The 25,679-nt window shown below is 66.1% G+C and carries 21 protein-coding genes; 15 read left to right on the forward strand and 6 right to left on the reverse strand.

The window, feature by feature from the left end:
- Window positions 1-6: 6 nt before the first annotated feature.
- The 3 genes from ahcY to metF all read left to right on the forward strand — a co-directional run bounded on the left by ahcY (window position 7) and on the right by metF (window position 2,739).
- Window positions 7-1,419: an adenosylhomocysteinase gene (gene ahcY / locus QPK31_RS02560; protein WP_290421365.1), complete on the forward strand. Its 1,413-nt coding sequence runs from the start codon at window positions 7-9 to the stop codon at window positions 1,417-1,419.
- Window positions 1,420-1,565: 146 nt separating this feature from the next.
- Window positions 1,566-1,919 carry a phage holin family protein gene (locus QPK31_RS02565; RefSeq protein WP_290421366.1) on the forward strand — a complete coding sequence of 118 codons (354 nt, stop codon included), beginning with the start codon at window positions 1,566-1,568 and terminating at the stop codon, window positions 1,917-1,919.
- The gene (gene metF / locus QPK31_RS02570) at window positions 1,906-2,739 is read left to right on the forward strand and encodes a methylenetetrahydrofolate reductase [NAD(P)H] (protein ID WP_290421367.1); all 834 of its coding nucleotides are present in this window, start codon (window positions 1,906-1,908) and stop codon (window positions 2,737-2,739) included. Before QPK31_RS02565 ends, metF begins: the two co-directional genes overlap by 14 nt.
- Window positions 2,740-2,898: 159 nt before the next feature.
- On the opposite strand, the gene QPK31_RS02575 is transcribed toward metF, so the two are convergent.
- The gene (locus QPK31_RS02575; RefSeq protein WP_290421368.1) at window positions 2,899-3,429 is read right to left on the reverse strand and encodes a 5-formyltetrahydrofolate cyclo-ligase; all 531 of its coding nucleotides are present in this window, start codon (window positions 3,427-3,429) and stop codon (window positions 2,899-2,901) included.
- Window positions 3,430-3,565: 136 nt separating this feature from the next.
- Between QPK31_RS02575 and QPK31_RS02580 the strand changes: the two genes are divergently transcribed.
- From QPK31_RS02580 to QPK31_RS02605, 6 genes are all read left to right on the forward strand, one after another.
- Window positions 3,566-5,614 carry a transglycosylase SLT domain-containing protein gene (locus QPK31_RS02580; RefSeq protein WP_308633644.1) on the forward strand — a complete coding sequence of 683 codons (2,049 nt, stop codon included), beginning with the start codon at window positions 3,566-3,568 and terminating at the stop codon, window positions 5,612-5,614.
- Window positions 5,615-5,669: 55 nt separating this feature from the next.
- Window positions 5,670-6,632: a complex I NDUFA9 subunit family protein gene (locus QPK31_RS02585; RefSeq protein ID WP_290421370.1), complete on the forward strand. Its 963-nt coding sequence runs from the start codon at window positions 5,670-5,672 to the stop codon at window positions 6,630-6,632.
- A 25-nt stretch (window positions 6,633-6,657) separates the two neighbouring features.
- On the forward strand, window positions 6,658-7,377 hold the full coding sequence (locus tag QPK31_RS02590) for a glutathione S-transferase family protein (RefSeq protein ID WP_290421371.1): 720 nt from the start codon (window positions 6,658-6,660) through the stop codon (window positions 7,375-7,377).
- Window positions 7,378-7,379: 2 nt separating this feature from the next.
- Window positions 7,380-8,516 (forward strand): multifunctional CCA tRNA nucleotidyl transferase/2'3'-cyclic phosphodiesterase/2'nucleotidase/phosphatase, encoded by a 1,137-nt coding sequence (locus tag QPK31_RS02595; RefSeq protein ID WP_290421395.1) that lies wholly within the window; start codon window positions 7,380-7,382, stop codon window positions 8,514-8,516.
- A 379-nt stretch (window positions 8,517-8,895) separates the two neighbouring features.
- Entirely contained in the window at window positions 8,896-10,449 is a 1,554-nt protein-coding gene (locus tag QPK31_RS02600) for a DAHL domain-containing protein (protein ID WP_290421372.1), read from the forward strand.
- 17 nt (window positions 10,450-10,466) lie between these two features.
- The gene (locus QPK31_RS02605; protein ID WP_290421373.1) at window positions 10,467-11,147 is read left to right on the forward strand and encodes a GNAT family N-acetyltransferase; all 681 of its coding nucleotides are present in this window, start codon (window positions 10,467-10,469) and stop codon (window positions 11,145-11,147) included.
- A gap of 201 nt (window positions 11,148-11,348) precedes the next feature.
- On the opposite strand, the gene QPK31_RS02610 is transcribed toward QPK31_RS02605, so the two are convergent.
- On the reverse strand, window positions 11,349-11,864 hold the full coding sequence (locus QPK31_RS02610) for an Lrp/AsnC family transcriptional regulator (RefSeq protein WP_290421374.1): 516 nt from the start codon (window positions 11,862-11,864) through the stop codon (window positions 11,349-11,351).
- A 244-nt stretch (window positions 11,865-12,108) separates the two neighbouring features.
- On the opposite strand from QPK31_RS02610, the gene QPK31_RS02615 reads away from it, so the two are divergent.
- From QPK31_RS02615 to QPK31_RS02625, 3 genes are all read left to right on the forward strand, one after another.
- Entirely contained in the window at window positions 12,109-15,669 is a 3,561-nt protein-coding gene (locus QPK31_RS02615; RefSeq protein ID WP_290421375.1) for an indolepyruvate ferredoxin oxidoreductase family protein, read from the forward strand.
- 202 nt (window positions 15,670-15,871) lie between these two features.
- Entirely contained in the window at window positions 15,872-17,506 is a 1,635-nt protein-coding gene (locus QPK31_RS02620; RefSeq protein WP_290421376.1) for a S41 family peptidase, read from the forward strand.
- Between the two features lie 224 nt (window positions 17,507-17,730).
- Window positions 17,731-19,491 carry a M14 family metallopeptidase gene (locus QPK31_RS02625; RefSeq protein WP_290421377.1) on the forward strand — a complete coding sequence of 587 codons (1,761 nt, stop codon included), beginning with the start codon at window positions 17,731-17,733 and terminating at the stop codon, window positions 19,489-19,491.
- Between the two features lie 71 nt (window positions 19,492-19,562).
- Here QPK31_RS02625 and QPK31_RS02630 read toward each other — a convergent pair whose 3' ends face one another.
- Window positions 19,563-20,084, reverse strand: coding sequence for a phosphoglycerate mutase family protein (locus QPK31_RS02630; RefSeq protein ID WP_290421378.1), 522 nt, complete (start codon window positions 20,082-20,084; stop codon window positions 19,563-19,565).
- 80 nt (window positions 20,085-20,164) lie between these two features.
- Between QPK31_RS02630 and QPK31_RS02635 the strand changes: the two genes are divergently transcribed.
- Window positions 20,165-21,391 (forward strand): YbfB/YjiJ family MFS transporter, encoded by a 1,227-nt coding sequence (locus QPK31_RS02635; RefSeq protein WP_290421379.1) that lies wholly within the window; start codon window positions 20,165-20,167, stop codon window positions 21,389-21,391.
- 12 nt (window positions 21,392-21,403) lie between these two features.
- Here QPK31_RS02635 and ttcA read toward each other — a convergent pair whose 3' ends face one another.
- The 3 genes from ttcA to QPK31_RS02650 form a co-directional block, all read right to left on the reverse strand.
- Window positions 21,404-22,333 carry a tRNA 2-thiocytidine(32) synthetase TtcA gene (gene ttcA, locus QPK31_RS02640; RefSeq protein ID WP_290421380.1) on the reverse strand — a complete coding sequence of 310 codons (930 nt, stop codon included), beginning with the start codon at window positions 22,331-22,333 and terminating at the stop codon, window positions 21,404-21,406.
- Complete coding sequence (locus QPK31_RS02645; protein ID WP_290421381.1) at window positions 22,330-22,728, reverse strand: dihydroneopterin aldolase; 399 nt, start codon at window positions 22,726-22,728, stop codon at window positions 22,330-22,332. Before QPK31_RS02645 ends, ttcA begins: the two co-directional genes overlap by 4 nt.
- 64 nt (window positions 22,729-22,792) lie before the next feature.
- Window positions 22,793-23,575, reverse strand: coding sequence for an SDR family oxidoreductase (locus QPK31_RS02650; RefSeq protein WP_290421382.1), 783 nt, complete (start codon window positions 23,573-23,575; stop codon window positions 22,793-22,795).
- A 58-nt stretch (window positions 23,576-23,633) separates the two neighbouring features.
- Between QPK31_RS02650 and QPK31_RS02655 the strand changes: the two genes are divergently transcribed.
- Both QPK31_RS02655 and QPK31_RS02660 read left to right on the forward strand, forming a co-directional pair.
- A complete protein-coding gene (locus QPK31_RS02655) occupies window positions 23,634-24,782 on the forward strand; it encodes a class I SAM-dependent methyltransferase (protein ID WP_290421383.1) in 1,149 nt (382 codons plus the stop codon).
- Window positions 24,783-24,930: 148 nt separating this feature from the next.
- On the forward strand, window positions 24,931-25,679 hold a 749-nt coding region (locus tag QPK31_RS02660; protein WP_290421384.1), incomplete at its 3' end, for a J domain-containing protein.

The following is a 25,679-nucleotide window of genomic DNA, read 5'->3' on the forward strand; positions in this document are numbered from 1 at the left end:
GGCGTGATGAGCGCCGTACTGAAAGACACCCAAGACTTCCTCGTTGCAGACATCTCCCTGGCCAGCTGGGGCGAGAAGGAAATCCGCATCGCCGAAACCGAAATGCCGGGCCTGATGGCGATCCGCGAGGAATACGCCGCGACCCAGCCCCTGAAGGGCGCACGCATTGCCGGTTCGCTGCACATGACCATCCAGACCGCCGTGCTGATCCGCACGCTGGAGGCCCTCGGCGCGCAAGTGCGCTGGGCGTCGTGCAACATCTACTCGACCCAGGACCACGCCGCCGCCGCCATCGCGTCGGTCGGTACCCCTGTCTTCGCCATCAAGGGCGAGACCCTGGACGAATACTGGGAATACACCCACCGCATCTTCGAGTGGCCAGGTGACAACCACGCCAACATGATCCTCGACGACGGCGGCGACGCGACCCTGCTGCTGCACCTGGGCACCCGCGCCGAAAAAGACATCTCCGTACTGGCCAACCCAGGCTCGGAAGAAGAAATCTGCCTGTTCAACGCCATCAAGGGCCGCCTGGCAAAAGACCCGACCTGGTACTCGAAGCGCCTGCCATGCATCCTGGGCGTGACCGAGGAAACCACCACCGGCGTGCACCGCTTGTACCAGATGCACCAGGAAGGCAAGCTGGCCTTCCCGGCGATCAACGTCAACGACTCCGTCACCAAGTCGAAGTTCGACAACCTGTACGGCTGCCGCGAATCGCTGGTCGACGGCATCAAGCGCGCCACCGACGTGATGGTCGCCGGCAAGGTTGCCGTCATCGCCGGTTACGGTGACGTCGGCAAGGGCTCGGCCCAGGCCATGCGCGCCCTGTCGGCGCAAGTCTGGGTCACCGAAATCGATCCGATCTGCGCACTGCAGGCGGCGATGGAAGGCTACCGCGTCGTGACCATGGACTACGCTGCAGAGCACGGCGACATTTTTGTTACCTGCACCGGCAACTACCACGTCATCACCGAAGAGCACATGCTCAACATGAAGGACCAGGCGATCGTCTGCAACATCGGTCACTTCGACAACGAAATCGAAGTCGCCGCACTCAAGAAATATGAGTGGGAAAACATCAAGCCGCAGGTCGATCACGTGATCTTCCCGTCGGGCCGCCGCATCATCCTGCTGGCCGAAGGCCGCCTGGTGAACCTCGGTTGCGGTACCGGTCACCCGTCTTACGTGATGAGCTCGTCTTTCGCGAACCAGACCATCGCCCAGATCGAGCTGTTCGCCAACACCGACAAGTACCCGGTCGGCGTCTACACGCTGCCGAAGCACCTGGACGAGAAAGTCGCGCGCCTGCAGCTGAAGAAGCTGAACGCGCAGCTGACCACGCTGACCGAAGAGCAGGCCGCCTACATCTCGGTGAGCCAGGACGGTCCGTACAAGCCGGATCACTACCGCTATTAATTCGCCGCGGTAAAACGGGCGCCGTGGGCGCCCGGGCATGGATGGGCATGGCCTGTCCATGGCGGATCATGCCGTCGTCACATTGCGCTGGCATGATTCGTGTCTTCTACCCAACAACAAGAAACGCACCACGAAAGAAGTTGAACATGCGCCTGCTCCTGACCTGGCTGATCAACGCCGCTGCGTTGATGGCCTTGCCTTACCTGATGCACTCCGTCGCCGTCAGTAATGTCGGCACCGCCCTGATCGCCGCACTCGTGCTGGGCCTGGTCAACACGCTGATCCGGCCCGTGCTGGTATTGTTGACTTTGCCTGTCACGTTGCTGTCGATGGGGTTGTTTATCCTGGTCATCAATGCCTTGCTGTTCTGGCTGGTGTCGCACTGGGTAAGCGGTTTCGAGGTGGCGGGTTTCTGGTCGGCCTTCCTGGCGGCTATTTTGTACAGCATCATTTCGTGGGCGCTTTCCACCTTGCTCCTGAAAGACGATGGAAACTCATAATTTCAGCATCGAGTTTTTTCCGCCCAAGACTCCCGAGGGTGTGGAAAAACTGCGCGTCACGCGCCGCAAGCTGGCCGAACTGAACCCGACCTATTTTTCGGTCACCTTCGGCGCCGGCGGCACCACCCAGCAGGGTACGCTCGATACCGTGCTCGACATCATGGCCGATGGCCACATGGCCGCGCCCCACCTGTCCTGCATCGGCGCCACGCGCGATTCGATCCGCGCCATCCTGCAGCAATTCCAGCAGCAGGGCATTCGCCGCCTGGTGGCGCTGCGCGGCGATTTGCCTAGCGGCTATGGCGGCGCCGGCGAACTGCGTTACGCCAATGAACTGGTGGAATTCATTCGCCAGGAAACCGGCGACTGGTTCCACATCGAGGTGGCGGCGTATCCGGAAATGCACCCGCAGGCCCGTTCGCCCCAGGATGACCTGCAGAATTTCGCGCGCAAGATCGGGGCCGGCGCGAATGCCGCGATCACCCAGTACTTCTACAATGCCGACGCCTATTTCCAGTTCGTCGACAACGTGCGCAAGATGGGCATCGAGGTGCCGATCGTGGCCGGCATCATGCCGATCACGAACTATACGCAACTGATGCGGTTTTCCGACATGTGCGGCGCCGAGATTCCGCGCTGGGTGCGCCTGAAACTGGCCAGCTTCGGCGACGACAGCGCCTCGATCAAGGCTTTTGGCCTGGATGTGACAACCGGCTTGTGCGAACGCCTGCTGGCGGGCGGCGCGCCTGGCTTGCACTTCTACAGCATGAACCAGGCGGCGGCGACCACCGCGATCTGGCAGCGCCTGACTGGCAACTGAGCGGCAACTGAGCGGCACTAAGTGGCAAATAAGCGGCAACTGAGCGGCACTAAGTGGCAAATAAGCGGCAACTGAGCGGCACATGAGCTGCAGCGCCCATAGCTTCAGCATAAGAAAACCCGGCAGCGCCCAAGCGTTGCCGGGTTTTTTATCCTCTGACTATTCCAGGTTCGTCTTCTCGGTCACGATCAGGTCGAGCGGCAAGTCGTGCACATCGATATCGAACTGCGCCGCCTGGCAGGCGTAGGCCACGCCGAGTGTCGCCGGACGCACGCCCCCGGCCAGCGTGCGGTCGTAGAAGCCGCCGCCATAACCGAGCCGGTAACCCTGTTCGTCGAAGCCGAGACAGGGCACCAGCAACGCCGGCGGGCGCGCGACGAAGCGCAAGTCGGCCGGCGCCGCGATGCCCGTCACGTCCTTGCCCATCGCTTCGCCGGGTGTCCATGCCGAAAATGCCAGCGGCGCATGGCGCTCCAGCACCACCGGCAAGGCCAGGGCCGCGCCTTCCAGGGCGAGCAGGCGATAGGGTTCGCTCAAATCCGGTTCGCCGGCCAGCGGCCAGTACACGGCCAGCAGCGGCGGACGGGTGCGGCGCCACCAGGCCAGCACTTGCTCGCCGATGCGGCGGTCGGCGGCGCGCTTGTCGTCGCCGTCAATGCCGGCACGTTGGGATTTGAGGTGTTTGCGCAACGCCGCCTTCGCTGCGGCCGCGCTTGCCTTGTCCAGAGCCGTCCCGCTTGAGGCGTTCTCTGGCGGCACGATTGATGCGCATGGTATTCTTGATTCGCCGGTCATGTTATCGAATGAGGGTAGAACAGCTGTGTTTTTGCTTCCAAGGAAATTGATCGCCGGCGCCGTTTTTGCTGCAACCAGCGTCGCCGCCACCCATGTTGCCGCCATGGCCGATGCGCCGCCAGCGGCAAGCTCGCCCGCACCGGGCGCCGCCACCGTTCCTGCCGCGCCTGCCACCGCATTGGCCACCACCTCGGCCGTCGCATTGGCAGCCGCCCCGGCCAGCGAGGCATCGCGCGCCGACGACGACACCTTCCTGCTGCTGCGCGAAGCCGCGCGCCAGAACGATGCCGCCCGCACGAATGCGCTGGCTTCGCGCCTGCCGAACTACGTGCTGCCAGGCTACGTTGAGTATTATCGTCTCAAACCACGCCTGCGCGAGGCCACGCAGGATGAGATCCGCAGCGTGCTCAACCGTTACGAAGGCAGCGCCGTGGCCGACCGCCTGCGTACCGACTGGCTGCTCGAACTCGGACGCCAGCGCGAGTGGAACACCTTCGAGCGCGAAATGGCCCTGCTGGTACGCAGCGACGACCTGCAGGTACGCTGCTATGCCTTGCTGGCGCGCGCCCTGCGCGGCGAACGCGTGGCAACCGAAGCGCGCGCCCTGCTGGTCAATCCGCCGTCATATGGCGAAGGCTGCGCCGCCCTGATGACCCAGCTGTCGCAACTCAACCAGCTGAGCCAGGCCGATCTGCTGGCGCAACTGCGCCTGGCCGGCGAAATGGCGGCCACCGGGCCGTCGCGCCGCATCGCCGCGCTGCTCGGAGCGTCCGATACCCGCGCCGCCCAGGCCGTCGACGTGCCGGCGGTGGCGATGGCGCGCGGCATCGGCGCGAATCGCGTGGAACACGAGATCTACCTGGTGGCCCTGGGCCGCATGGCGCGCACCAGCCTGAAGCTGGCAACCGTGGCGCTGGAAAAGAACAGCAGCAAGTTCACGCCGGAAGAGCGCGCGATCGGCTGGGCGAACGTGGCCCTGGCCGCCTCGATCACCCTGTCGAACGATGCCCACGATTACTGGAAGCGGGCCGAAGGCGCGCCGCTGACCAATTTCCAGCTCGAATGGAAAACCCGCATGGCGCTGCGCCGCGGCGACTGGGCGACGGTGGCCGCCACCATCGACGCCATGCCGCCCACGCTGGCCGCCGAGTCCGGCTGGATCTACTGGCGTGGCCGCGCCCACGAGGCACAGGGACGCAGGGAAGATGCCCAGGCCCTGTTCCGCCGCATCGCCACCCCGAACAATTTCTATGGCCAGCTTGCCACCGAAGAGCTGGGCGAACTGGTGAACACGCCGCCGCTGGCCGCAGCGCCGACGCCGGGCGAAGTGGCCTATGTGGCGGCGCTGCCGGCGGTGCGCCAGGCCCTGAAATTCTACGAACTGAGCCTGCGCGCCGACGGCAACCGCGAGTGGAACTGGGCGCTGCGCAATTTGTCGGAACGCCAGCTGCTGGCTGCCGCCGAGTATGCGCGCCGCAACGAATTGCTCGACCGCATGGTCGAAACCTCGCTGCGCACGCGTAACGAGCTCGACTTCAACCAGCGCTTCCCGGCGCCGCACAACGACATCCTGCAACCGACGGCGAAAGGGCTGTCGCTCGATACCGCCTGGGTGTATGGATTGATCCGCCAGGAATCGCGCTTCGTCAGCGATGCGCGCTCGGGCGTGGGTGCGGCCGGCCTGATGCAGGTGATGCCGGCCACCGGCAAGTGGGTGGCGGCGAAGATCGGCCTGACCGATTTCGTGCACGACATGCTGCACGACGCGCGCACCAACATTACGCTGGGCACCAATTACATGAACATGGTGCTGGAAAATAACGGCGGCTCGCAGGTACTGGCCACCGCCGCCTACAACGCCGGCCCGGGGCGCTCGCGCACCTGGCGCGGCGTGCTCGACGCGCCGATGGAAGGCGCCATCTTCGTCGAGTCGATTCCCTTCACCGAAACCCGAACCTATGTGCGCAATGTGATGTCGAATGCGACGAACTATGCCGCTTTGTTCGACAAGCGGCCGCAATCGCTCAAGGCACGCCTGGGCACGATTACCCCGCGAGGAAGCACCGGCGCCCTGCCTTGATTTACCCTTGATTTACCCTTGATCTGCCCTGCTGTGCCTTTTTGACGAGGCTTCCATGCGCGACCTGTCGGTGGTGGTGTTCGGCGGTTCCGGTTTCATCGGCAATCACTTGCTGGCCATGCTGGCCGAGGACAGCATTCCCGTGCTGCTGCCCACGCGCCATCCCGAGCGCGTGCGCCACCTCACCATGCTGCCCGGCGTCGACGTGGTCGAGGCCGACATCCATGACGACGCCACCCTGCGCCGCCTGCTGGCCGGGCGCACCGCCGCGATCAACCTGGTCGGCATCCTGCACGGCAGCCGCGCCCATCCCTACGGCCCGGAATTCCGGCGCGCCCACGTCGAGCTGCCGCGCCGCATCGTCGACGCCTGCGCCGCCAGCGGAGTCGACCATTACCTGCACATGAGCGCGCTCGGCGCCAACATCGACGGCCCCTCGATGTACGCGCGCTCGAAGGCCGACGGCGAACTGGCCGCGCGCAGCCGGCCTGACGTCGCCGCCACCATCTTCCGTCCCTCGGTGGTGTTCGGCCCCGGCGACCATTTCCTCACCGTGTTCGCGCGCCTGCAGCGGCGTTTCCCGGTCATTCCGATGGCCTGCGCGAACGCCGTGTTCCAGCCGGTCTACGTGTGCGACGTGGCCCAGGCCTTCCTGCATGCGCTGCGCGACCCGGCCACCCGCCAGCAGGTGTATCCACTCGGCGGCCCGAACGTGTACACGCTGGCCGAGCTGGTGCGCCTGGCCGGGCGCTATGCCGGCTGCGAGCGGCCCATCGTCGAATTGCCGGAGCGCCTGGCGCGGATCCAGGCACGCCTGTTCGAGCGGCTGCCGGGCGAACCCATCCTCACCCGCGACAACCTCGACTCGATGCGCGTCGATAACGTGATCGACCCGGCGGTCCAGGACTTGACAGCGGCCGCGCTGGGAATCAAGCTCACAGCGCTCGAATCCGTCGCTCCGCACTACCTGGCGCCGGGCGAGCCGCTCGACCGCCTGCGCACCCGCGCCGGCCGCTAACCCTTATTCCCCGCACAGGAACGCCATGCAGACCACGGAACTCGACCCGACCCTCAGCGATGCACTGAACAAGGCGCGCCAGCCCGGCCTGACGCTCGTCATCGGCAACAAGAACATCTCGTCGTGGTCGATGCGGCCCTGGGTGGCCGCGGTCGCCTTTAACATTCCGTTCACCGAAGTGCGCCTGCTGCTCGACCAGCCCGACACCGCCGCGAAGATCGCCAGCTACTCGCAGGCGGGCAGGGTGCCGGTGCTGCTGGCCGGCGAGATGACGATCTGGGACAGCCTGGCCATCTGCGAATACCTGGCCGAGCAATTCCCCGACAAGCACCTGTGGCCGCAGGACGTGGCGGCGCGCGCCATGGCGCGTTCCATCACGGCCGAGATGCATTCCGGCTTCGCCGCCCTGCGCAACGACATGTCGATGAACATCCAGGCCAGGCTGCCGGGCCGCGGCCGCACGCCGGGCGCCCAGGCCGACATCGGCCGCATCTGCGAGATCTGGGAAGAATGCCTGGCGCGCTTCGGCCACCACGAGTACCTGTTCGGCGACTTCTCGATCGCCGACGCCTTCTACGCACCGGTGGTCACGCGCTTCAAGACCTATGGCGTGCCACTGGCGCCGGCCCTGCAAGCCTATTGCGACCGCGTGCTGGCCCATCCGGCGGTGGCGCGCTGGGTGCGCGAAGCGATGCTGGAAACCGAGCCGACCCCGCTGCACGACGCCGACCTGCCGCGCGCATGACGATGCGGATCTACGTTGTCGGCGGCGCCGTGCGCGACGCGCTGCTCGGCCTGCCGGTGCAGGACCACGACCACGTCGTGGTCGGCGCCACCCCGGAACAGATGGTCGCCGCCGGTTTCCGCCCGGTCGGCAAGGATTTCCCCGTCTTCCTGCATCCGAAGACGCAAGAGGAATACGCCCTGGCGCGCACCGAGCGCAAGACCGCGCCGGGTTACCACGGCTTCGTGTTCCACACTTCGCCCGACGTCACCCTGGAAGACGACCTGGTGCGGCGCGACCTGACCATCAACGCCATGGCGCGCGGCGATGACGGCGTCGTCGTCGACCCGTACGGCGGGCAGCGCGACCTCGAAGCGCGCCTGTTCCGCCACGTCTCGGACGCCTTTGCCGAAGACCCGGTGCGCATCCTGCGCGTGGCGCGCTTCGCCGCCCGCTTTGCCGACTTCCGCGTGGCGCCCGAGACCAACGCCCTGATGCGCGGCATGGTGGAGGCGGGCGAAGCCGATGCGCTGGTGCCCGAGCGGGTCTGGCAGGAAGTCGCGCGCGGCCTGATGGAGCACTGTCCTTCGCGCATGTTCGCCGTGCTGCGCGACTGCGGCGCACTGGCGCGCATCATGCCGGAGCTCGACGCCCTGGGGGACGGATCGGAGGAAGCGGACAAAGGTGTCCGCGCCATGGACGTCGTCGACTACGCCGCCGGACGCGGCCATCCACTGGCCGTGCGTTTCGCCGCGCTGGTGCAGGACGCCGAGGCAATCGATGGCCTGTGCAAGCGCCTGAAGGTGCCGAACGACTGCCGCGACCTGGCCCTGATGACGGCGCGCGAGCACGCCGGCATCGGCGGCGCCCTGGCGATGGCGGCCGACACCCTGGTGGCGCTGTTCGCCCGCTGCGATGCCTACCGCAAGCCCGAACGCTTTGCCGAGATGCTGCTCGCCGTCGAATGCGCCACGCTCGGCGCCGACTATCCGCAGCGGCCCTGGCTGCTGGGCGCCCTGGAGGCGGCGCGCGGCGTGAACGCGGGCGAGGTCGCCGCCGCCTGCGGCGAGGACAAGGCCAGGATTCCGCAGGCCGTGCTGGCCGCGCGCGTGGAGGCGGTCCAGGCGTGGATGCGCCAGGCACCGGGAGCCGCTGCATAAAATCCAGGCAGCAGCGCCGTGGGCTGGAGCTGCCTGCCGGTTTCCGGTGTGCGGTGGCTGGACGGATGTTCCTGCTGTTCCAGCCCTTGCCGCTGAGCCGGCTCAGCGGCGCGATCCGCGCCGCGCCACCAGCCCACGCCGCCTTCAACTCGGCCATGAACGCCTGGATGTTCGCGCGTCTCCGGCCCGCCCGCTGCTCCCGCAACGCGTCGCCTGACTCATCTCTCAACTCATCGCCTGACTCATCTCTCAACTCATTGCTTAACTCGTCAGTTAACTCTTGTTACAAGCGCGTGCGCGAACCGCCCTGCGCTTGCGCTATGCTCCACCAACTATGGGTAAATTGTTACGTTGGTCGGACAAGGCGTTTGCAGTCAGCATGCGCCGGATGGAGGCGCTGCATCCGCGGCGCCGGCTGCAATTCGTGGCCGGCGCGGCGGTGTTGCTGATCGCGCTGCTGGCGGTGCTCTACACGCGCACCACCGGCGTCGATGTCGACAACCAGAACCGCGTGATGTACCAGTTGCACGAGCTGCAGCAGCTCGACGCCGAGTGGGACACCAACCTGCTGCGTGCCCACATCGGCAGCGGCATGGCCGATGCGCGCCTGGCGACGCCGGTGGCGCAGATGCGCGAACTGATGACCAACCTCGAAGACGCGCTGCCGGCCAAGCGCGACCGCGCAGCGCGCCAGGCGCATACGGCGCTGGATGGTTCGCTGCGCATGAAGGCCGACCTGGTGGCCGAGTTCCGCAGCCTGAACCCGCCGCTGCGGGCGGCCTTGCAGTCGCTGCCGCCGGCGCTGGCCGATTTGAAGACGGAGCTGGGCGGGATCGAGGGCGCGCTGGCGCCGGGCCGGGTGGTGGTGCGCCTCGACGCGCTGCTGAATGACCTGCTGGCCGACACCCTGCGCTACAACCTGGCGCCGACGCCTGGCCTGGCGCGCCGCATCGAATCCATCCTGGCCCAGATCGAGCCGCAGAAGGCGCGCTTCTCGCAGGCCATCATGGACCAGATCGACACCCTGGCACGCGACACCCGCACCATCCTGGCGAACCGTCCGCGCGAGAATGCGCTCGAGGCGCAGATCGCCGCGCTCGGCACCGGCGAAGCGATGGCGCGCCTGGGCCGCGAATTCGACCGCGCCTTCCAGGCCGAGGTGCTCGAGCGCCAGCGCTACCGCGGCTTTTTGTTCGGCTATTCGATCCTGCTGCTGGCGCTGCTGGCCTATGCCGGCTGGCGCCTGCGCCGCAGCTACCGCATCATCAACGACGTGAACCACCGCCTGAAAGCGGCCAACGACACGCTGGAACACCGGGTGGCCGAGCGTACCGCCGAGCTGGAAGAACAGTCGAAGAAGCTGGCGCGCCTGGCCCAGCACGACAGCCTGACCGGCCTGGTGAACTACGGCCAGCTGACCCGCCTGCTGGAACTGTCGCTGGTGCGCGCGGCGCGGCGCGATACCGTGGTGGCCGCCATGTTCATCGACCTCGACGGCTTCAAGGGCGTGAACGATACCTGGGGCCATGCCACCGGCGACCTGGTGCTGCAGCTGGTGGCGCGCCGCGTGCAGAAGGTATTGCGCGCCGAGGACGTGCTGGCGCGCCTGGGCGGCGACGAATTCGTGATCATGCTCGAAGGCGTCGGCATGCCGGAAGGGGCGCTGCGCGTGGCGCAGACGGTACTGAACGAAATCGAAGGCATCGTGGAAGCCGACGGCAACCCGGTGCGGATCTCGGCCAGCATCGGCATCGCCAGCGCGCGCGGCCGCGCCGGCGCCGAGCATGGTGCGGCGGCGCTGCTGGCCGATGCCGACAAGGCGATGTACGCGGCCAAGCAGGCCGGCAAGGGCACCTTCGTGATCAGCCCGAACGCGCAGTGGGGCAGTCCGGAGTCCGACGGAACCACGGGGACGGCGGATCAGGGTAGCTGATGGGCTAGAATGTCCGCATGTCCGAGAACCCGCGCCGCTACAATTCGTTCACCCACTGGCTGGCCAGCCTGGCCGGCAAGACCGACCGTCCGGCCGTGCTGGTCAAGGAGCTGGGCAAGCGCGACCGCCGGCGCATGCTCAAGCATTTCCTGGCGCTCGACACCAATGATCGCCTGCTGCGCTTCGGCACCGTGCTGCCCGACGAGCAGATCCACGCCTATGTGAACAAGATCGATTTTTCGCGCGACATCGTGTTCGGGGTGTTCAGCCACGTGTTCCAGCTGGTCGGCGTCGGCCACCTGGCCTTCGCGCCGGCGCCGGCGCAGCGTTCGGCGGCCACCAGCAAGGAGCGGGTGGCCGAATTCGGCGTCTCGGTGTCAAGCAGCGCGCGCGGGCAGGGCGTGGGCACGCGGCTGTTCGGGCGCGCCGCGATCCACTGCCGCAATTCGGACATCGACACCCTCTACATGCAGTGTCTGTCGACCAACCGCACCATGATGCACATCGCCAAGAAGGCGGGGATGGAGATCAAGCGCGAGTATGGCGAGGCGGACGCCTACCTGCACCTGCCGCCGCCGAGTCCCGGCAGCGTGATGCGCGAGGCGCTGGAAGAACAGTTCGCGGTGATCGATTACACCGTGAAGGCGAATGCCCGCGCGGCGGTGAAGTGGTTCACGCCGCGCAAGCGTTCCAAGTGAGGCTGTTGCTTTTGTAGTTGTAGGGTGGGCACCTGTGCCCACGCGGTACCACAGATGCACCTCGAAAAGCTGCCCGGTAGGCGACGGAAACGGCTGCTTCGCGACCCTTTTCGACCAATCATGCGTCCTACCGCGTGGATACAGGTGCCTAGCGCGGCCCGGTCCACCCTGCAAACACCCAGCAGGCACGATTCCGAACCCTTACCGCGCTGGCGGCGCTTCGATCGGCAAGGCCGTGGTTTCCTTGATCCGCTGCAGCGCAAAGCTCGACTTCACATCCAGCACCGACGGATGGCGCAGCAGGGTCGCCATCATGAAGCGCGAGAAGTGGTCCATGTCTTCCACGTGCACGCGCAGCAGGAAATCCATCTCCCCGGTCATCGCATAGCAGGCCACCACTTCCGGCCAGGCCGCCACCGCCTGGGCGAACTCGAAACGCGGCGAGGTCGCCGGTACGCGCGAGTTGGCAGGACCCTCGCTGTGCTTTTCCAGGCGCACGTTCACATAGGCCAGCAGGCCCAGCCCGATCTTGTCGGGGTCGACCAGGGCCACGTACTGGCGGATCACGCCGGCCTCTTCCAGGCGCTTGATGCGGCGCAGGCAAGGGGAGGGCGACAGGTTCACGCGCTCGGCCACGTCCTGGTTCGACAGGCGCCCATCGGCCTGCAGGATTTCCAGGATCTTGCGGTCGGTTTTATCGAGCTCGATCTTTGACATAAATTTTCCTTCAATTGAATCCAGCCGCAATTTTATTGCGCATTTGATTCTGCGTGGGGAATTGATTGGTATTTAATGCCGGGGGCACAAGACTATACTGTCGCCAAATACGGAGGAGACATCTCCGTGGCGCTCCGAATAATAAAAACGGCGCCAAATTCGAAGGACGTGTATCGGGGTAGCGCGGCTTGCCGGGACGGCGGCCGCGCCGCTTTGCGTCCTGCACAACGACCACGGAGACACCATGAACGCACCCCTCGACCTCTCCCAGCTGCAGCCATCCCAGCCGGAACACGACATTTCCCTCGACGACAAGTGGACGCTCGAGCGCGGCCGCGCCTTCATGACCGGCACCCAGGCCCTGATCCGCCTGCCGATGCTGCAGCGCGAGCGCGACCTGAAGGCTGGTCTGAACACCGCCGGCTACATCACCGGCTACCGCGGCTCGCCGGTCACCGCCGTCGACCAGACCGCGATGAAGGCGAAGAAGCACCTCGATGCCCACCACGTCAAGTTCCATCCGGGGATGAACGAAGACCTGGCGGCCACCGCCGTCTGGGGCACCCAGCAGACCAATCTGTACAAGGATGCCAACTACGATGGCGTGTTCGCCATGTGGTACGGCAAGGGTCCCGGCGTGGACCGCTGCGGCGACGTCTTCAAGCACGGCAACAACGCCGGCTCGTCGCAGCACGGCGGCGTGCTGGTGCTGGCCGGCGACGACCATGCGGCCAAGTCCTCGTCCACCGCTCACCAGTCGGATCACATCCTGACCGCCTGCGGCATCCCGGTGCTGTACCCGTCGTCGGTGCAGGAATACATCGACTACGGCCTGCACGCCTGGGCCATGAGCCGCTACACCGGCCTGTGGGTGTCGATGAAGTGCGTTACCGACGTGATCGAATCGGGCGCCGTGGTCGACCTCGACCCGGACCGCGTGCAAACCGTCATCCCGACCGACTTCGAAGTCCCTGAAGGCGGCCTGAACATCCGCTGGCCCGACGCCGTGCTGGACCAGGAAGTCCGGATGAACAACCACAAATGGTATGCGGCCCTGGCCTATGCCCGTGCGAACAAGCTGAACAAGATCATCTGGGACAGCCCGGCACCAAAAATCGGCATCATCACCGCCGGTAAAAGCTATGTCGACACGCGCCAGGCCCTGGCCGACCTCGGTATCGACGAGCAGGCCGCCGCCGACATCGGCATCCGCCTGTACAAGATCGGCATGACCTGGCCGCTCGAACCCGAAGGCGTGCACGAATTCGCGCGCGGCCTGGACGAGATCCTGGTCGTGGAAGAAAAGCGCCAGGTAATGGAATACGCGCTGAAGGAAGCGCTGTACAACCTGCCCGACGGCGAGCGTCCGCGCGTGGTCGGCAAGTTCGACGACACCGGCGAATGGAGCAACAAGGACCGCAAGGGTCACGGCGACTGGCTGCTGCCGGCCACCTACGAGCTGAATCCGGCGCAGATCGCACGCGCCATCGCATCGCGCATCACGCACTACTGCGCCGGTCACCCTGTGGCCGAGCGCGTGCGCGAACGCATCGCCTTCCTCGAAGCCAAGGAACTGGTGCTGAAGAATATCCCGGCGAAAGCCAATCCCGAGACCGACCGCATTCCTTACTTCTGCTCGGGCTGCCCGCACAACAGCTCGACCAAGGTACCGGAAGGCTCGCGCGCCATGGCCGGCATCGGCTGCCACTACATGGTGCTGTGGATGGACCGCGAAACCTCGACCTTCACCCACATGGGCGCCGAGGGCACGACCTGGATCGGCCAGTCGCCGTTCACCAGCGAGAAGCACGTCTTCGTGAACCTGGGCGACGGCACCTACTTCCACTCGGGGATCCTGGCGATCCGCGCCGCGGTGGCGGCCAAGGTGAACATCACCTACAAGATCCTCTATAACGACGCGGTCGCGATGACCGGCGGCCAGAACGTCGACGGCCCGCTCGACCCGGGCATGATCACGCGCCAGATCGCCGCCGAAGGCGTGGGCCCGATCATCGTCGTCACCGACGAGCCGGACAAGTACCCGAGCGACTATGCCTGGGCGGCGGGCGTGACCGTGCGCCACCGCTCCGAGCTGATGGACGTGCAGAAGGAACTGCGCGAACTGCCGGGCGTGACCGCCGTGATCTACGACCAGACCTGCGCCTCCGAAAAGCGCCGCCGCCGCAAAAAAGGCGAATTCCCCGACCCGGCCAAGCGCGCCGTCATCAATGAGGCCGTGTGCGAAGGCTGCGGCGACTGCTCGGTGCAGTCGAACTGCCTCTCGGTCGAGCCGCTGGAAACGGAACTGGGCCGCAAGCGCCAGATCAACCAGTCCTCATGCAACAAGGACTTCTCGTGCGTGTCCGGCTTCTGCCCGAGCTTCGTCACGGTGGAGGGCGGCGGCTTGAAGAAACCCAAGAAGGCAGCGGCTGCAACCGATAGCGCGCTCCCAAGCCTGCCGGCGCCGCGCATCCCGGAAATCGGCACGCCCTTCGGCATCCTGGTGGCCGGCATCGGCGGCACCGGCGTCGTCACCGTCGGCCAGATCCTGGCGATGGCGGCCCACGTCGAGGGCAAGGGCGCCATCGTGCTCGACCAGTCCGGCCTGGCCCAGAAGGGCGGCCCGGTGATGTCGCACGTACGCCTGGCCCAGCACCAGTCCGACCTGCACTCGACCCGCGTCGGCACCGGCAGCGCGGACCTGGTGATCGGCTGCGACCAGATCGTCGCCGCCAGCCGCGACGCCCTCTCCCGCATGGGCGAAGGCCGCACCTGGGCCGCCGTGAACGGCACCGGCGCCACCACTGCCGCCTTCGTGAAGAACCCGGACTGGCAATTCCCGGCCGAGGGTTCGCGCGGCGCCATCGTGCAGGCCTGCGGCGAAGCCAATGTCGACTTCATCGACGCTGGCCGCATCGCCACCGCGCTGATGGGCGACGCGATCGCCACCAACATGTTCATGCTCGGCTACGCCTTCCAGAAGGGCCGCGTGCCGCTGAGCGAGGAAGCGCTGATGAAGGCGATCGAACTGAATGGCGTCTCGGTCCCGTTCAACAAGGCCGCCTTCCACTGGGGCCGCAGCGCCGCCCACGACCCGGCGGCGGTGACCCGGCTGGCGACGCCGGCCAAGGTGGTCGAGTTCAAGCGCGCGCAAACGCTGGACGAACTGGTCGCGCGCCGCGTCGAGCTGCTCACCGCCTACCAGGACGCCTCCTACGCCGCCCGGTACAAGGCTTTTGTCGATGGCGTGCGTGCGCAGGAAGCGAAGCTGGGCAAGGGTACGCGCCTGACCGAAGCGGTGGCGCGCTACTTCTACAAGCTGATGGCCTACAAGGACGAGTACGAGGTCGCACGCCTGCATACGGATCCGGCTTTCCGCGAGAAGATCGCCAACATGTTCGAGGGCGACATCACCGTGAAATTCCACCTGGCGCCGCCGCTGCTGGCCAAGCACGACAAGGAAGGCCGCGCGCTGAAGAAGGAATACGGTCCGTGGATGATGAGCGCCTTCGGCGTGCTGGCGAAGCTGAAGGGCCTGCGCGGCACCGCCTTCGACGTGTTCGGCTACACCGAGGAGCGCAAGACGGAACGCGCCCTGATCGCGCAGTACCGCGACACGGTGACGGCCCTGCTGCCCAAGCTGTCCGGCGACAACCTTGCCCAGGCGGTGGCGATCGCCAGCATCCCGGAAGACATCCGCGGCTATGGCCACGTGAAGGCGCGCCACTTGAAGATGGCGAAGGAGAAGGAGGCGAACCTGTTGTTGGCATTCCACAGTCCGGCGCCTGCCACCCGGGTGGCCTGAGCGCTACCTGAGCGCTACCTGAGAAATTAAGCGCCGCGCATACCGCGCCGGAGCTGGCTTTGCGCCAGCCCGGCGTTTTTTTACGTCTACAGATGAAAAGTTATGCAAAAAAAATTTAAAAAAAGCAATCGTGCGCTCTTCTCAAATAGACGGGCTTGTCTTACTCTTTCTTAACAAACTTGTCCATTACTTAACGAATCCCATGAAGACGCCAACTTCCTCCAAGGGTCAACTGACCACTTCGCTACGCCTGATCTGCGCCGCCGTTGTGGCCGCTTCCACGCTTGCCGCCTGCGGAGGCGGTGGCGGCGGCGGCGGCGGCGGTGGCGGCCAGATTGGCGTGAATCCGCCGACCAACCCTCCAGTCACCCCGACGCCGACGAACCCGGCGCCATACACGCCAGGCCAGGCGAACACCGGCGCGGATCCGGACGTAACGACCCTGGGCAATGCCTTCGACACCTACTGGAACTACTGCGAAACGCCGCGTACCGGTACCGACCCGTACACCGGCAAGGCCTACCCGGACAAGAAGGGCAGCCTGCGCGACGAGCTGACCTTCCTGCGCGCCTGGACCCACCAGTACTACCTCTGGTACAACGAAATCCCGACCGATTTCAAGATGTCCGATTTCACCGATCCGGTCGCCTACTTCGACAAGCTGAAAACCCCGCTGACCACCGCATCCGGCGCGCCGAAGGACAAGTTCCACTTCACCTACGACAGCGACGAGTGGGACAAGCTGAGCACCGAAGGCATCGAGCTGGGCTACGGCGTGACCTGGACCAGCAGCGGCGCGACCGCACCGCGCATCTGGAACGCCACCATCGTGGAAGAGGGTTCGCCGGCGGCCCTGGCCGGCCTGAAGCGCGGCGACCGCCTGACCGTGGTCGACGGCGTCGACTTCATTAACGCCACCGACGAAGCCTCGGTCGCGAAGATCAATGCCGGCCTGTTCCCGGCCGCTGCCAACGAGACCCATAGCTTCACCGTGACCCGCGGCGCGACCTCGATTCCGGTGACCCTGGCGGCCAAGGAAGTGACGGCCAAGTCGGTCAAGAACGTCAAGACCTTCGACATCGCGGGCGGCCGCCGTGTCGGCTACCTGACCTTCGAGAACCACAACGCCGTGGCCGAGCGCCAGCTGATCGATGCCTTCAACACGCTGAAGACCGCCAACGTCAACGACCTGGTGATCGACATGCGTTACAACGGCGGCGGCCTGCTGTACGTCGCGGCCGAACTGGCCTACATGGTCGCCGGCCCGACCTCGAACGGCAAGGTCTTCGAAAGCCTGTCGTACAACGGCAAGGTCCAGACCGACGCATCGGATACCGTGCGCTTCGCACCGACCGCCTACGGCTTCGAGGCGCCGAACGCGGTGGCCAAGGGCGCCGCGCTGCCGACCCTGAGCCTGCCGCGCGTGACGATCCTGACCACCGAAGGCACCTGCTCGGCCAGCGAAGCGGTGATCAACGCCCTGCGCGGCGTCGACGTCCAGGTCGACGTCGTCGGCAGCCAGACCTGCGGCAAGCCATACGGCTTCACGCCGGTGCCGAACTGCGGCACGACCTACTTCTCGATCGAGTTCAAGGGCGTGAATGCGAAGGGCTACGGCGACTACGCGGACGGCTTCGCGCCGACCTGCCGCGTGGCCGACGACCTCAGCCACGAGCTGGGCGACAAGGACGAAGCCCTGCTGGCGGCGGCGCTGTCCCACCGCGCCACCGGCACCTGCCCGGCCACGCCTTCGGCCACCGCGATGTCGCTGGCCCAGCCGAAGACCCTGGTGCGCAAGAACGTGTCCGAGCTGAAGATCTACAGCCGTCCACGCTGAGCCGCTCGCTTGCCGGAATGAAGAACGCCACCCTCGGGTGGCGTTTTTTTTAGGCGCTGACACCGTTTGCTATGGATGAGTCCAATTGCAAGTTCGGTGGTCATCGCGTTCTCCAGTGGGTGTCAATACGCCAAGCTTAACAAAGTGAACTTCAAGCCTCTGTGGGCACGCGAACGCGACTATAATTTTCCGCTTTGCTTCTTCCCCTTGCCGGAGCCTCCTCGATGATTCGTTCTGCGTTACTGCTTGCCCTGCTCGCCGCTTCCCCCCTGATCCATGCCGCCCCGGATCTGACCACCGTCTCCGAGCGCTCGGGCTTCCAGGCCACCGGCCGCTACGACGAAGTCATCAAGCTGTGCGCCGACTTCCAGAAGGCCTATCCGAAGGAGGTGAAGTGCATCGAATTCGGCCGCACGCCGGAAGACCGCCCGATGCTGGCGCTGGTCGTCACCCGTAGCGGTGCGTTTACCGCGCAGGCGGCGGCGAAAGCCAACCTGCCGGTGACCCTGATCCAGGGCGGCATCCACGCCGGCGAGATCGACGGCAAGGACGCCGGCTTCCTGGCCCTGCGCGAAATGCTGGAAGGCCGCCTGGCCAAGGGTGCGCTCGACAAGCAGGTGCTGCTGTTCGTCCCGGTCTTCAACGTCGACGGCCACGAGCGCTTCGGCCAGTGGAACCGTCCGAACCAGCGCGGCCCGGTCGAGATGGGCTGGCGCACCACGGCCCAGAACTTCAACCTGAACCGCGACTACGTGAAAGCCGACGCGCCCGAGATGCAGGCCATGCTGGCGCTGGTGAACGCCTGGGACCCGCTGACCTACGTCGACCTGCACGTGACCGACGGCGCCAAGTTCCAGCACGACGTCTCGATCCAGGTCGAGCCGGTGTACTCGGGCGACCCGGAATTCCGCAAGGCCGGCCTCGCATTGCGCGACAACGTCATCGCCGACATCGCGAAACAGGGTTCGACCCCGCAGTCCTACTACATGTCCTTCGTGAAGACCGACGACCCGATGTCTGGCTTCATGGACGGCGTGTCCGACCCGCGCTTCTCGACCGGCTACTTCCAGCTGCGTAACCGCATGGCGATGTTGGTCGAGACCCATTCGTGGAAGGATTATCCGACCCGCGTGCGCATCACCCACAACAGCTTCGTGTCGGTGCTGGAGCAGGTGGCGAAACACGGCAAGGAATGGCAGCAGGCCGCGCGCGCGGCCGATGCCCGCGCGCTGAAACTGGCAGGTACGCCGGTGCCGCTGACCTGGAAGACCCTCGAGAAATCGAAGATGGTCGACTTCAACGGCTACGAATACACGCGCACGCCGTCGGATGTGTCGGGCATCCTGATGACGCGCTACGACGAAACCAAGCCGCAGGTCTGGCGCGTGCCGCTGCGCGACGAGGTGGTGGCCGATTTGCAGGTGGCCGCGCCGCGCGCCGGCTACATTGTGCCCGCCGCCTACGCAGCCATGGTGGCCACCAAGCTGACCCAGCACGGCATCGCCTTCCGTAAACTCGACAAAGGGATCGAGCGCTTCGAGGCCGAGACCTTCCGCGCCGACAAGGTGACCTTCGGCGCCAAGTCGCTCGAATCGCACCAGCGCCTGACGGTCGAAGGTAATTGGAAGGCTGAAGCGCGTAGCGTCGGCCGCGGCGCCCTGTTCGTGCCGATTGCCCAGCCGAAGGCGCGCCTGGTGATGGCGATCTTTGAGCCGCAAGGCCCGGACTCGCTGCTGGCATGGGGCATGTTCAATAATGCCTATGAGGCCAAGGAGTACATGGAAGAGTACGTGGCCGAAGACGTGGCACGCGAGCAGATGGCGGCCGACCCGGCCGTTGCCGCCGAGTTCAAGCGCCGCATCGACAGCGACCCGGCGTTCGCGAAGAACCCGCACGCGCGCCTGGAATTCTTCGCGCGCCGCCATGCGTCGTGGGACGAGCGTTTGAACCTGTATCCGGTGCTGCGCGCGAACGTCGCGCCCTGAGGTAGGGTGGGTTCTCGAACCCACCTGGGCGCCATCACCATTCCCGCAATGGTGGGTTCGGAGAACCCACCCTACGGCGCCGCGCCCGTCTCGGGCAGCGACGTGAACACCACCGTCCCCACACCGCCATTCGCACCCGGCGTCAACTGGTACACCCGGTCATACTCGTTGTCGGCGATCTCCGCTCCCGGCTGGCCGCCGAACAGCCGCACCAGCTCCGACAGCGTGTTCGAATGCCCCACCACCAGCACCGGCCCATGCAAGCCCTTCACCTTCGCCACCAGCGCCTGCGGCGTGCGCGGATCGTAGAGCGCCACCTTCAAGCCATTGCGCTCGGCCAGCGGCTGCGCGGTCTGGCGCGTGCGCGTGGTCGGCGTGCTGAAGATGTGGGCGATGCCCGCCTTGTGCAGCATGACGGCGATGTTCTGCGCGCGCTGCCGCCCCTGCGTCGTGAGCGCGGGGTCCTGGCCCGCGGCTTCCTTCTCGCCATGGCGCACAAGGTAGATCGCGGCGGGGTCGGCAAGGGCGGCGCAGGGCGTCAGCATGGTGAAGGCAAGTGCGAAGACGGCGGACAGGCGGGGCAGCAGGGGCATGGATTCACCTTGTGATCGATTCAGGCGATTGTAATACCGATAACGCGCGACACGCCGCGTTTTGACTTTACAATCGCAGCATGGACCGTCACGCGAAAACCGCATCGAGCATCCTCCCCGGCCCCGCTTCGCTGGCCGCGCGGCGTCCCTTCCTGACCGCCTTTGCGCTGTCGCTCGGCGCCGCCGTGTCGCTGGGCCTGACGCGCTTTTCCTACGCCTTGCTGCTGCCGCCCATGCGCGCCGACCTCGGCTGGTCCTATTTCCTGTCGGGCGCCATGAACACAGGGAACGCCCTCGGCTATTTTCTCGGCGCCCTGGCCACGCCGGCCCTGATGCGGCGCTACGGCGCGCAGGCCGCGCTGGTCGGCGGCGCGGTGCTGGCCAGCCTGTTCATGCTGCTCTCCGGCTTCGTGGTCGACGCCGGCCTGCTGATCGGCCAGCGCGTCCTGGCGGGCATCGCCAGCGCCTTCATCTTCATTGCCGGCGGCCTGCTGGCGGCGCGCCTGGGCGTCCTGCATCCGGACCGTTCCGGCCTGCTGCTCGGGATCTATTACGGCGGCACCGGCCTGGGCATCGCCGCCTCCGCGCTGCTGGTGCCGTTGGCGATGGACAGCGCCGCCGCCCGGGGTGCTGCGCACACCTGGCAATGGGCCTGGGTCGCACTCGCCGCACTCTGCCTGCTGGCGACGCTGGCCATGGTCAAGCCGGCGCGCCAGGTCGACGGTGCGCCCTCGAACGCGGGCGGGCAGGGCGGATTCACGCTGCGGCCTTTCGCGTTCGGCCTGGCCGGCTACCTGATGTTCGGCGTCGGCTACATCGGCTACATGACCTTCGTGATCGCCTTGCTGCGCGAGCAGGGCATGGGCGCCGGCACGATCACGCTGTTCTACGCCATGCTGGGCCTGGCCGTGATGGCATCGTCGCGCATCTGGGCGCGCATGCTCGACCGCTTCAAGGGCGGGCAGGCGATGGCGATATTGAATGGACTGCTGGGCGTGGCGACGATCCTGCCGGCCTTGACGAGCGCGCCGGCGCTGATGTTCGTCTCCGGGTTGATGTTCGGCGGGATCTTCCTGTCGGTGGTCGCCTCGACCACGGCCCTGGTGCGCCACAACCTGCCCCAGCATGCGTGGTCGGCCGGCATCAGCGCGTTTACCACCGTGTTCGCGCTGGGCCAGATCGTCGGGCCATCGACCATCGGCTGGATCGCCGACGGGCCGGGCGGCCTGCAACGCGGGCTGGTGTTTTCCGCGCTGGCGCTGTTTGCCGGGGCGCTGCTGGCATCGCGCCAGCGCGCCCTTGTCTAGATCAGAGTGGGTTTAGAGCTGACTAAGCGAAATCGTATTCGCCACCGGCGTCGAGCACGGCTCTTCGTCGAAGGCGATATCGCCGAGCGGATTCGGCACGCCATCGGTTTTGAGATCGACAAAGCCGAACAGGTTCCGGTCCTGCAGGTGCGAGGGCACCACGGTCGAGAGCGACGAGAACACATTCTCCACGCGTCCCGGATTCGTTTTTTCCCAGCCGCGCAGCATGGCCTTGATCTGCTTGCGCTGCAGGTTTTCCTGCGAGCCGCACAGGTCGCACGGAATGATCGGGAAATTCTTCACCTCGGCATAGCGCTCGGTGTCGGCTTCCTTCACATAGGCCAGCGGGCGGATCACCATGTGCTTGCCGTCGTCGGAGACCAGCTTGGCCGGCATGCCCTTCAGCTTCCCGCCGAAGAACATGTTCAGGAAGAAGGTCTCGAGGATGTCGTCGCGGTGGTGGCCGAGGGCGATCTTGTTGCAGCCGAGTTCATCGGCTACGCGGTACAGGATGCCGCGCCGCAGGCGCGAGCACAGCGAGCAGGTGGTCTTGCCTTCCGGGATCAGGCGCTTGACGATGCTGTAGGTGTCCTGGTTCTCGATGTGGTACGGCACGCCCAGTTTATCGAGGTAGGCCGGCAGGATGTCGGCCGGGAAGTTCGGCTGCTTCTGGTCGAGGTTTACCGCCACGATGTCGAAATGGATCGGGGCGCGCTCGCGCAGGGTCATCAGGATGTCGAGCAGGGCGTAGCTGTCCTTGCCGCCGGACAGGCAGACCATCACCTTGTCGCCGTTCTCGATCATGTTGAAGTCGCCGATGGCCTGGCCGACCAGGCGGCACAGGCGCTTGTGGAGCTTGTTGTTTTCGCGCGCGACCTTGTCGAGTTTCGGGTTGCTGACGGCGTCTTGGGCCAACGTTTCGTTCATTACTGCTGCATTCATGCTTCATCCTTGATCTTGAACACTTCCACGCCGACGCCTTCGCAGTCGGGATACACGTCCGGCTTCATCGTCGACAGCGCCACGGCGCGCACGCGCGGGTGGGCCAGCAGGGCGTCCACCAGGTCGTCGACCAGGGTCTCCTGCAGGTGCACGTGGCCCTGCGCCATGCGCTTCGAAACGGTTTCGCGCATGAAGTCGTAGTCAACCACTTCGTCGAGCTGGTCCGCCTTGGGCGTCGATTCGGCCAGCGGGATGTACAGGTCGACGTTGATCAGCACGCGCTGCTCGCCCTTTTTCTCGAAGTCGTGGACGCCTATGTTGATCATCACTTCGTAATTGCGCAGGAACAGCCGGCGGCAATCGCGCAAGCTCGGGTGGGTCAGGGCGGACAGCATAAGAAGCCTTGTGAGAGTGCTGGTTAAATTGCTAGTTGCGTTGCTAGTTGCGTTGCTTGTTGCGTTATTTGGTCAGGAACATCACGTCGCGCACCAAAGGCACCAGGTGCTGGCCGCCGTCGACCACCAGGGTGGTGCCGGTGAGCGCGCGCGCCGAGGCCGCGTACACCACGGCGTCGGCGATGTCCTGCGGGGTCGAGGAACGGCCCAGCGGCGTCGCCGTGTGCGCCTGGGCGAAACCGCTTTCGCTCTGGTCGCCCGAGACCATGGTGATGCCGGGCGCCACGCCGACGATGCGCAGCCGCGGCGCCAGCGCCTGGGCCAGCATCCGGGTCGCGGTATCGAGCGCGGCTTTCGACAGCGTGTACGATAAAAAATCCGGGTTGAGATTGTACAGTTTCTGGTCCAGCAGGTTGACCACCACCGCCTGGCCGTTTTCCGGCGTGGCCGCGTGCAGGGCCTGGGCCAGCAGCAGGGGCGCGGCCAGGTTGGCGCTCATGTGGGCGCTTAATAAAGCCGGCGAAAAACTGGTGGCGTTGTCGTATTCGAACAACGAAGCATTGTTGACGATGCAAGTCAGCGGGCCCAGGGCCTCGGCCGCGCGGCCGGGCAGGGCGCGCACCGCCGCTTCGTCGGCCAGGTCGCATGCCAGGGTCGCGGCGCGGCGGCCGAGCGCCCGGATCGCCTCGGCGACGTCCTCGGCCTCGCGGGCGGAATGGCGGTAATGGACGGCGATGTCCCAGCCGGCCGCGGCCAGGCCGAGCGCGATCGCGCGGCCGATGCGGCGGCCGGCGCCGGTGACGAGCGCAACGCGCGGAGCAGCATGCGGCGAAGTGTCTTGCGTCATAACAGAATGTGGCTTGACTGAAATTGTTGAACCCTGCCGATCTGGCTACAATGCCGGGATGTCCCTACCCCTTCCCGACAGCGACGCGCTGGCCGCGTCCCACGCCTTGCAGCAACTGATTGCCGCTGAAATTGAACAGCAGGGCGGCGCGATTGCCTTTTCGCGTTTCATGGAGCTGGCGCTGTACGCGCCCCGGCTCGGCTACTACAGCGGCGGCGCGGCCAAGCTGGGCGCCGATGGCGATTTCACCACCGCGCCCGAGATCACGCCCCTGTTCGGGGCGGCGCTGGCGCGCACGGCAGCCGCTATTATCGCCCAAAGCGCGCCCAACATCATCGAATTCGGCGCCGGCACCGGCAAGCTGGCGCGCGACGTGCTTACCGCGCTGGCGGCCGATGGGGTGCGGGTCGACAGCTACACCATCATCGAACTGTCGGGCGAACTGCGCGCGCGCCAGCAGGAAGCCTTGCAGGATTTCCCGCAGGTGCGCTGGATCGACGGCTTCCCGGATGCGTTCAGCGGCGTGGTGCTGGCCAACGAGGTGCTCGACGCCATGCCGGTCGAACTGGTCGTGAAGACAGCGGACGGCTGGCGGCGCCAGATGGTCACCGTCGAGGCAGGGCGCTTCGCCTACGTCCAGCAGGAACCCGACGCGGCGCTGGCCGGGCAACTGGCGCGCCAGATCCCCGATGCCGACGCGCTGCCGCAAGGCTACCTGACCGAGATCCACCCGGTCGCCTGCGGCTTCATGGCGTCGCTGGCGCAGATGTTCAGGAACGGGAAAGGGGCGGCGCTGCTGTTCGACTACGGCTTCCCGGCCCATGAATACTATGTCGACCAGCGCAGCGGCGGCACCCTGATGTGCCATTACCGCCACCATGCGCACCCGGAACCGTTTTATTTGCCGGGCCTGCAGGACATCACGGCCCACGTCGACTTCACGGCGATGGCGCTGGCCGCCCAGGACGCGGGCCTGGAAGTGCTGGGCTATACCAGCCAGGCCGGTTTCCTGCTCGGTTGCGGCATCGGCGAGCTGCTGTTGCAAACCGATCCGGAAGACGCGGTGCGCTACCTGCCGCAGTCGAAGGCGGTGCAAAAGCTGGTGTCCCCGGCCGAGATGGGCGAGTTGTTCAAGGTGCTGGCGGTGGGCGCCGATGTCGAACTGCCGGGGGCGATCCTGCAGGCGGACCGCAGCCACAGGTTGTAATCCCTTGGTCGTGACCCATACGTGACCCATAAGTTGTAATACAGATATCTTGCTTTGTGGACACAAATCCGGCTATGCTGTACTGCTGAACTGGCGGTGACTTCGGCTATCATCGGAACAGAACATACGCCTTTCCTCCAACAGACCCATGGCCAAGATCCACACCCACTACGATAACCTGAAGGTGGCGCGCGGTGCGCCGGGGGAAGTCGTGCGTGCGGCCTACAAGGCGCTGAGCCAGAAATACCATCCCGACAAGAATCCGGGCGACGAAAAGGCCGCCCGCATCATGGCGATCGTCAACACCGCCTACAACACCCTGTCCGACCCGGTGCGCCGCAAGGAGCACGACGAATGGATCGCGGCCGAGGAGTGGGAAGTCGAGTGGCTGGAAAGCAGCGGCGAAGAGGGCGGCCGTACGCGCGAGGGCAATTGGGAAGCGCCGCCGCCGGCCCTGCCGCGTCCTAGCCTGTGGCGCGACCCGAAATGGTGGCTGGGCATCCTGGGCGGCGTGACGGCCGGCGCCGGCGCCGTCTTCCTGCTGCTGCAGCCGCCGGGCGTGCTGCCTTCGGCCCTCGCCTTCAACGCCAGGCCGGCCGCCGCACCGAGGACCGAGGGCACGGCGCCCACGCCGGGTTTGACGCCGGCTCCCGCGCCGGTTTCCGAAGCCGAGCCCGACGTCTGGGCCGGCCTGGACGGCGCGCGCCTGCCGGCCAGCCAGGTAAAAGCCCTGGCCGTGACCCAGCTGGTGGTGCCGCCGCGCCAGCCCGACTGCGCCACCGATCTCGCCACGCCGGGCGCGCCGAACGGCGAACCCTGGCCGGCCGATTCCGGCTACATCGCCGGTTACCCGGTCGGCAACCAGGGCAAGGAAATGTCGGTCGTGGTCGACAACAG

This window comes from Massilia sp. YIM B02769 (assembly GCF_030411995.1).
Taxonomy (GTDB): domain Bacteria; phylum Pseudomonadota; class Gammaproteobacteria; order Burkholderiales; family Burkholderiaceae_D; genus Telluria.

Coding starts and splice junctions, on each gene's coding strand:
- QPK31_RS02655 (WP_290421383.1), top strand. CDS start 23,634: ATGTCCCTACCCCTTCCCGACAGCGACGCGCTGGCCGCGTCCCACGCC.
- QPK31_RS02620 (WP_290421376.1), top strand. CDS start 15,872: ATGAAGACGCCAACTTCCTCCAAGGGTCAACTGACCACTTCGCTACGC.
- QPK31_RS02590 (WP_290421371.1), top strand. CDS start 6,658: ATGCAGACCACGGAACTCGACCCGACCCTCAGCGATGCACTGAACAAG.
- ahcY (WP_290421365.1), top strand. CDS start 7: ATGAGCGCCGTACTGAAAGACACCCAAGACTTCCTCGTTGCAGACATC.
- QPK31_RS02605 (WP_290421373.1), top strand. CDS start 10,467: ATGTCCGAGAACCCGCGCCGCTACAATTCGTTCACCCACTGGCTGGCC.
- QPK31_RS02645 (WP_290421381.1), bottom strand. CDS start 22,728: ATGCTGTCCGCCCTGACCCACCCGAGCTTGCGCGATTGCCGCCGGCTG.
- QPK31_RS02630 (WP_290421378.1), bottom strand. CDS start 20,084: ATGCCCCTGCTGCCCCGCCTGTCCGCCGTCTTCGCACTTGCCTTCACC.
- QPK31_RS02625 (WP_290421377.1), top strand. CDS start 17,731: ATGATTCGTTCTGCGTTACTGCTTGCCCTGCTCGCCGCTTCCCCCCTG.
- QPK31_RS02595 (WP_290421395.1), top strand. CDS start 7,380: ATGCGGATCTACGTTGTCGGCGGCGCCGTGCGCGACGCGCTGCTCGGC.
- QPK31_RS02650 (WP_290421382.1), bottom strand. CDS start 23,575: ATGACGCAAGACACTTCGCCGCATGCTGCTCCGCGCGTTGCGCTCGTC.
- QPK31_RS02600 (WP_290421372.1), top strand. CDS start 8,896: ATGCGCCGGATGGAGGCGCTGCATCCGCGGCGCCGGCTGCAATTCGTG.
- metF (WP_290421367.1), top strand. CDS start 1,906: ATGGAAACTCATAATTTCAGCATCGAGTTTTTTCCGCCCAAGACTCCC.
- QPK31_RS02610 (WP_290421374.1), bottom strand. CDS start 11,864: ATGTCAAAGATCGAGCTCGATAAAACCGACCGCAAGATCCTGGAAATC.
- ttcA (WP_290421380.1), bottom strand. CDS start 22,333: ATGAATGCAGCAGTAATGAACGAAACGTTGGCCCAAGACGCCGTCAGC.
- QPK31_RS02615 (WP_290421375.1), top strand. CDS start 12,109: ATGAACGCACCCCTCGACCTCTCCCAGCTGCAGCCATCCCAGCCGGAA.
- QPK31_RS02565 (WP_290421366.1), top strand. CDS start 1,566: ATGCGCCTGCTCCTGACCTGGCTGATCAACGCCGCTGCGTTGATGGCC.
- QPK31_RS02585 (WP_290421370.1), top strand. CDS start 5,670: ATGCGCGACCTGTCGGTGGTGGTGTTCGGCGGTTCCGGTTTCATCGGC.
- QPK31_RS02635 (WP_290421379.1), top strand. CDS start 20,165: ATGGACCGTCACGCGAAAACCGCATCGAGCATCCTCCCCGGCCCCGCT.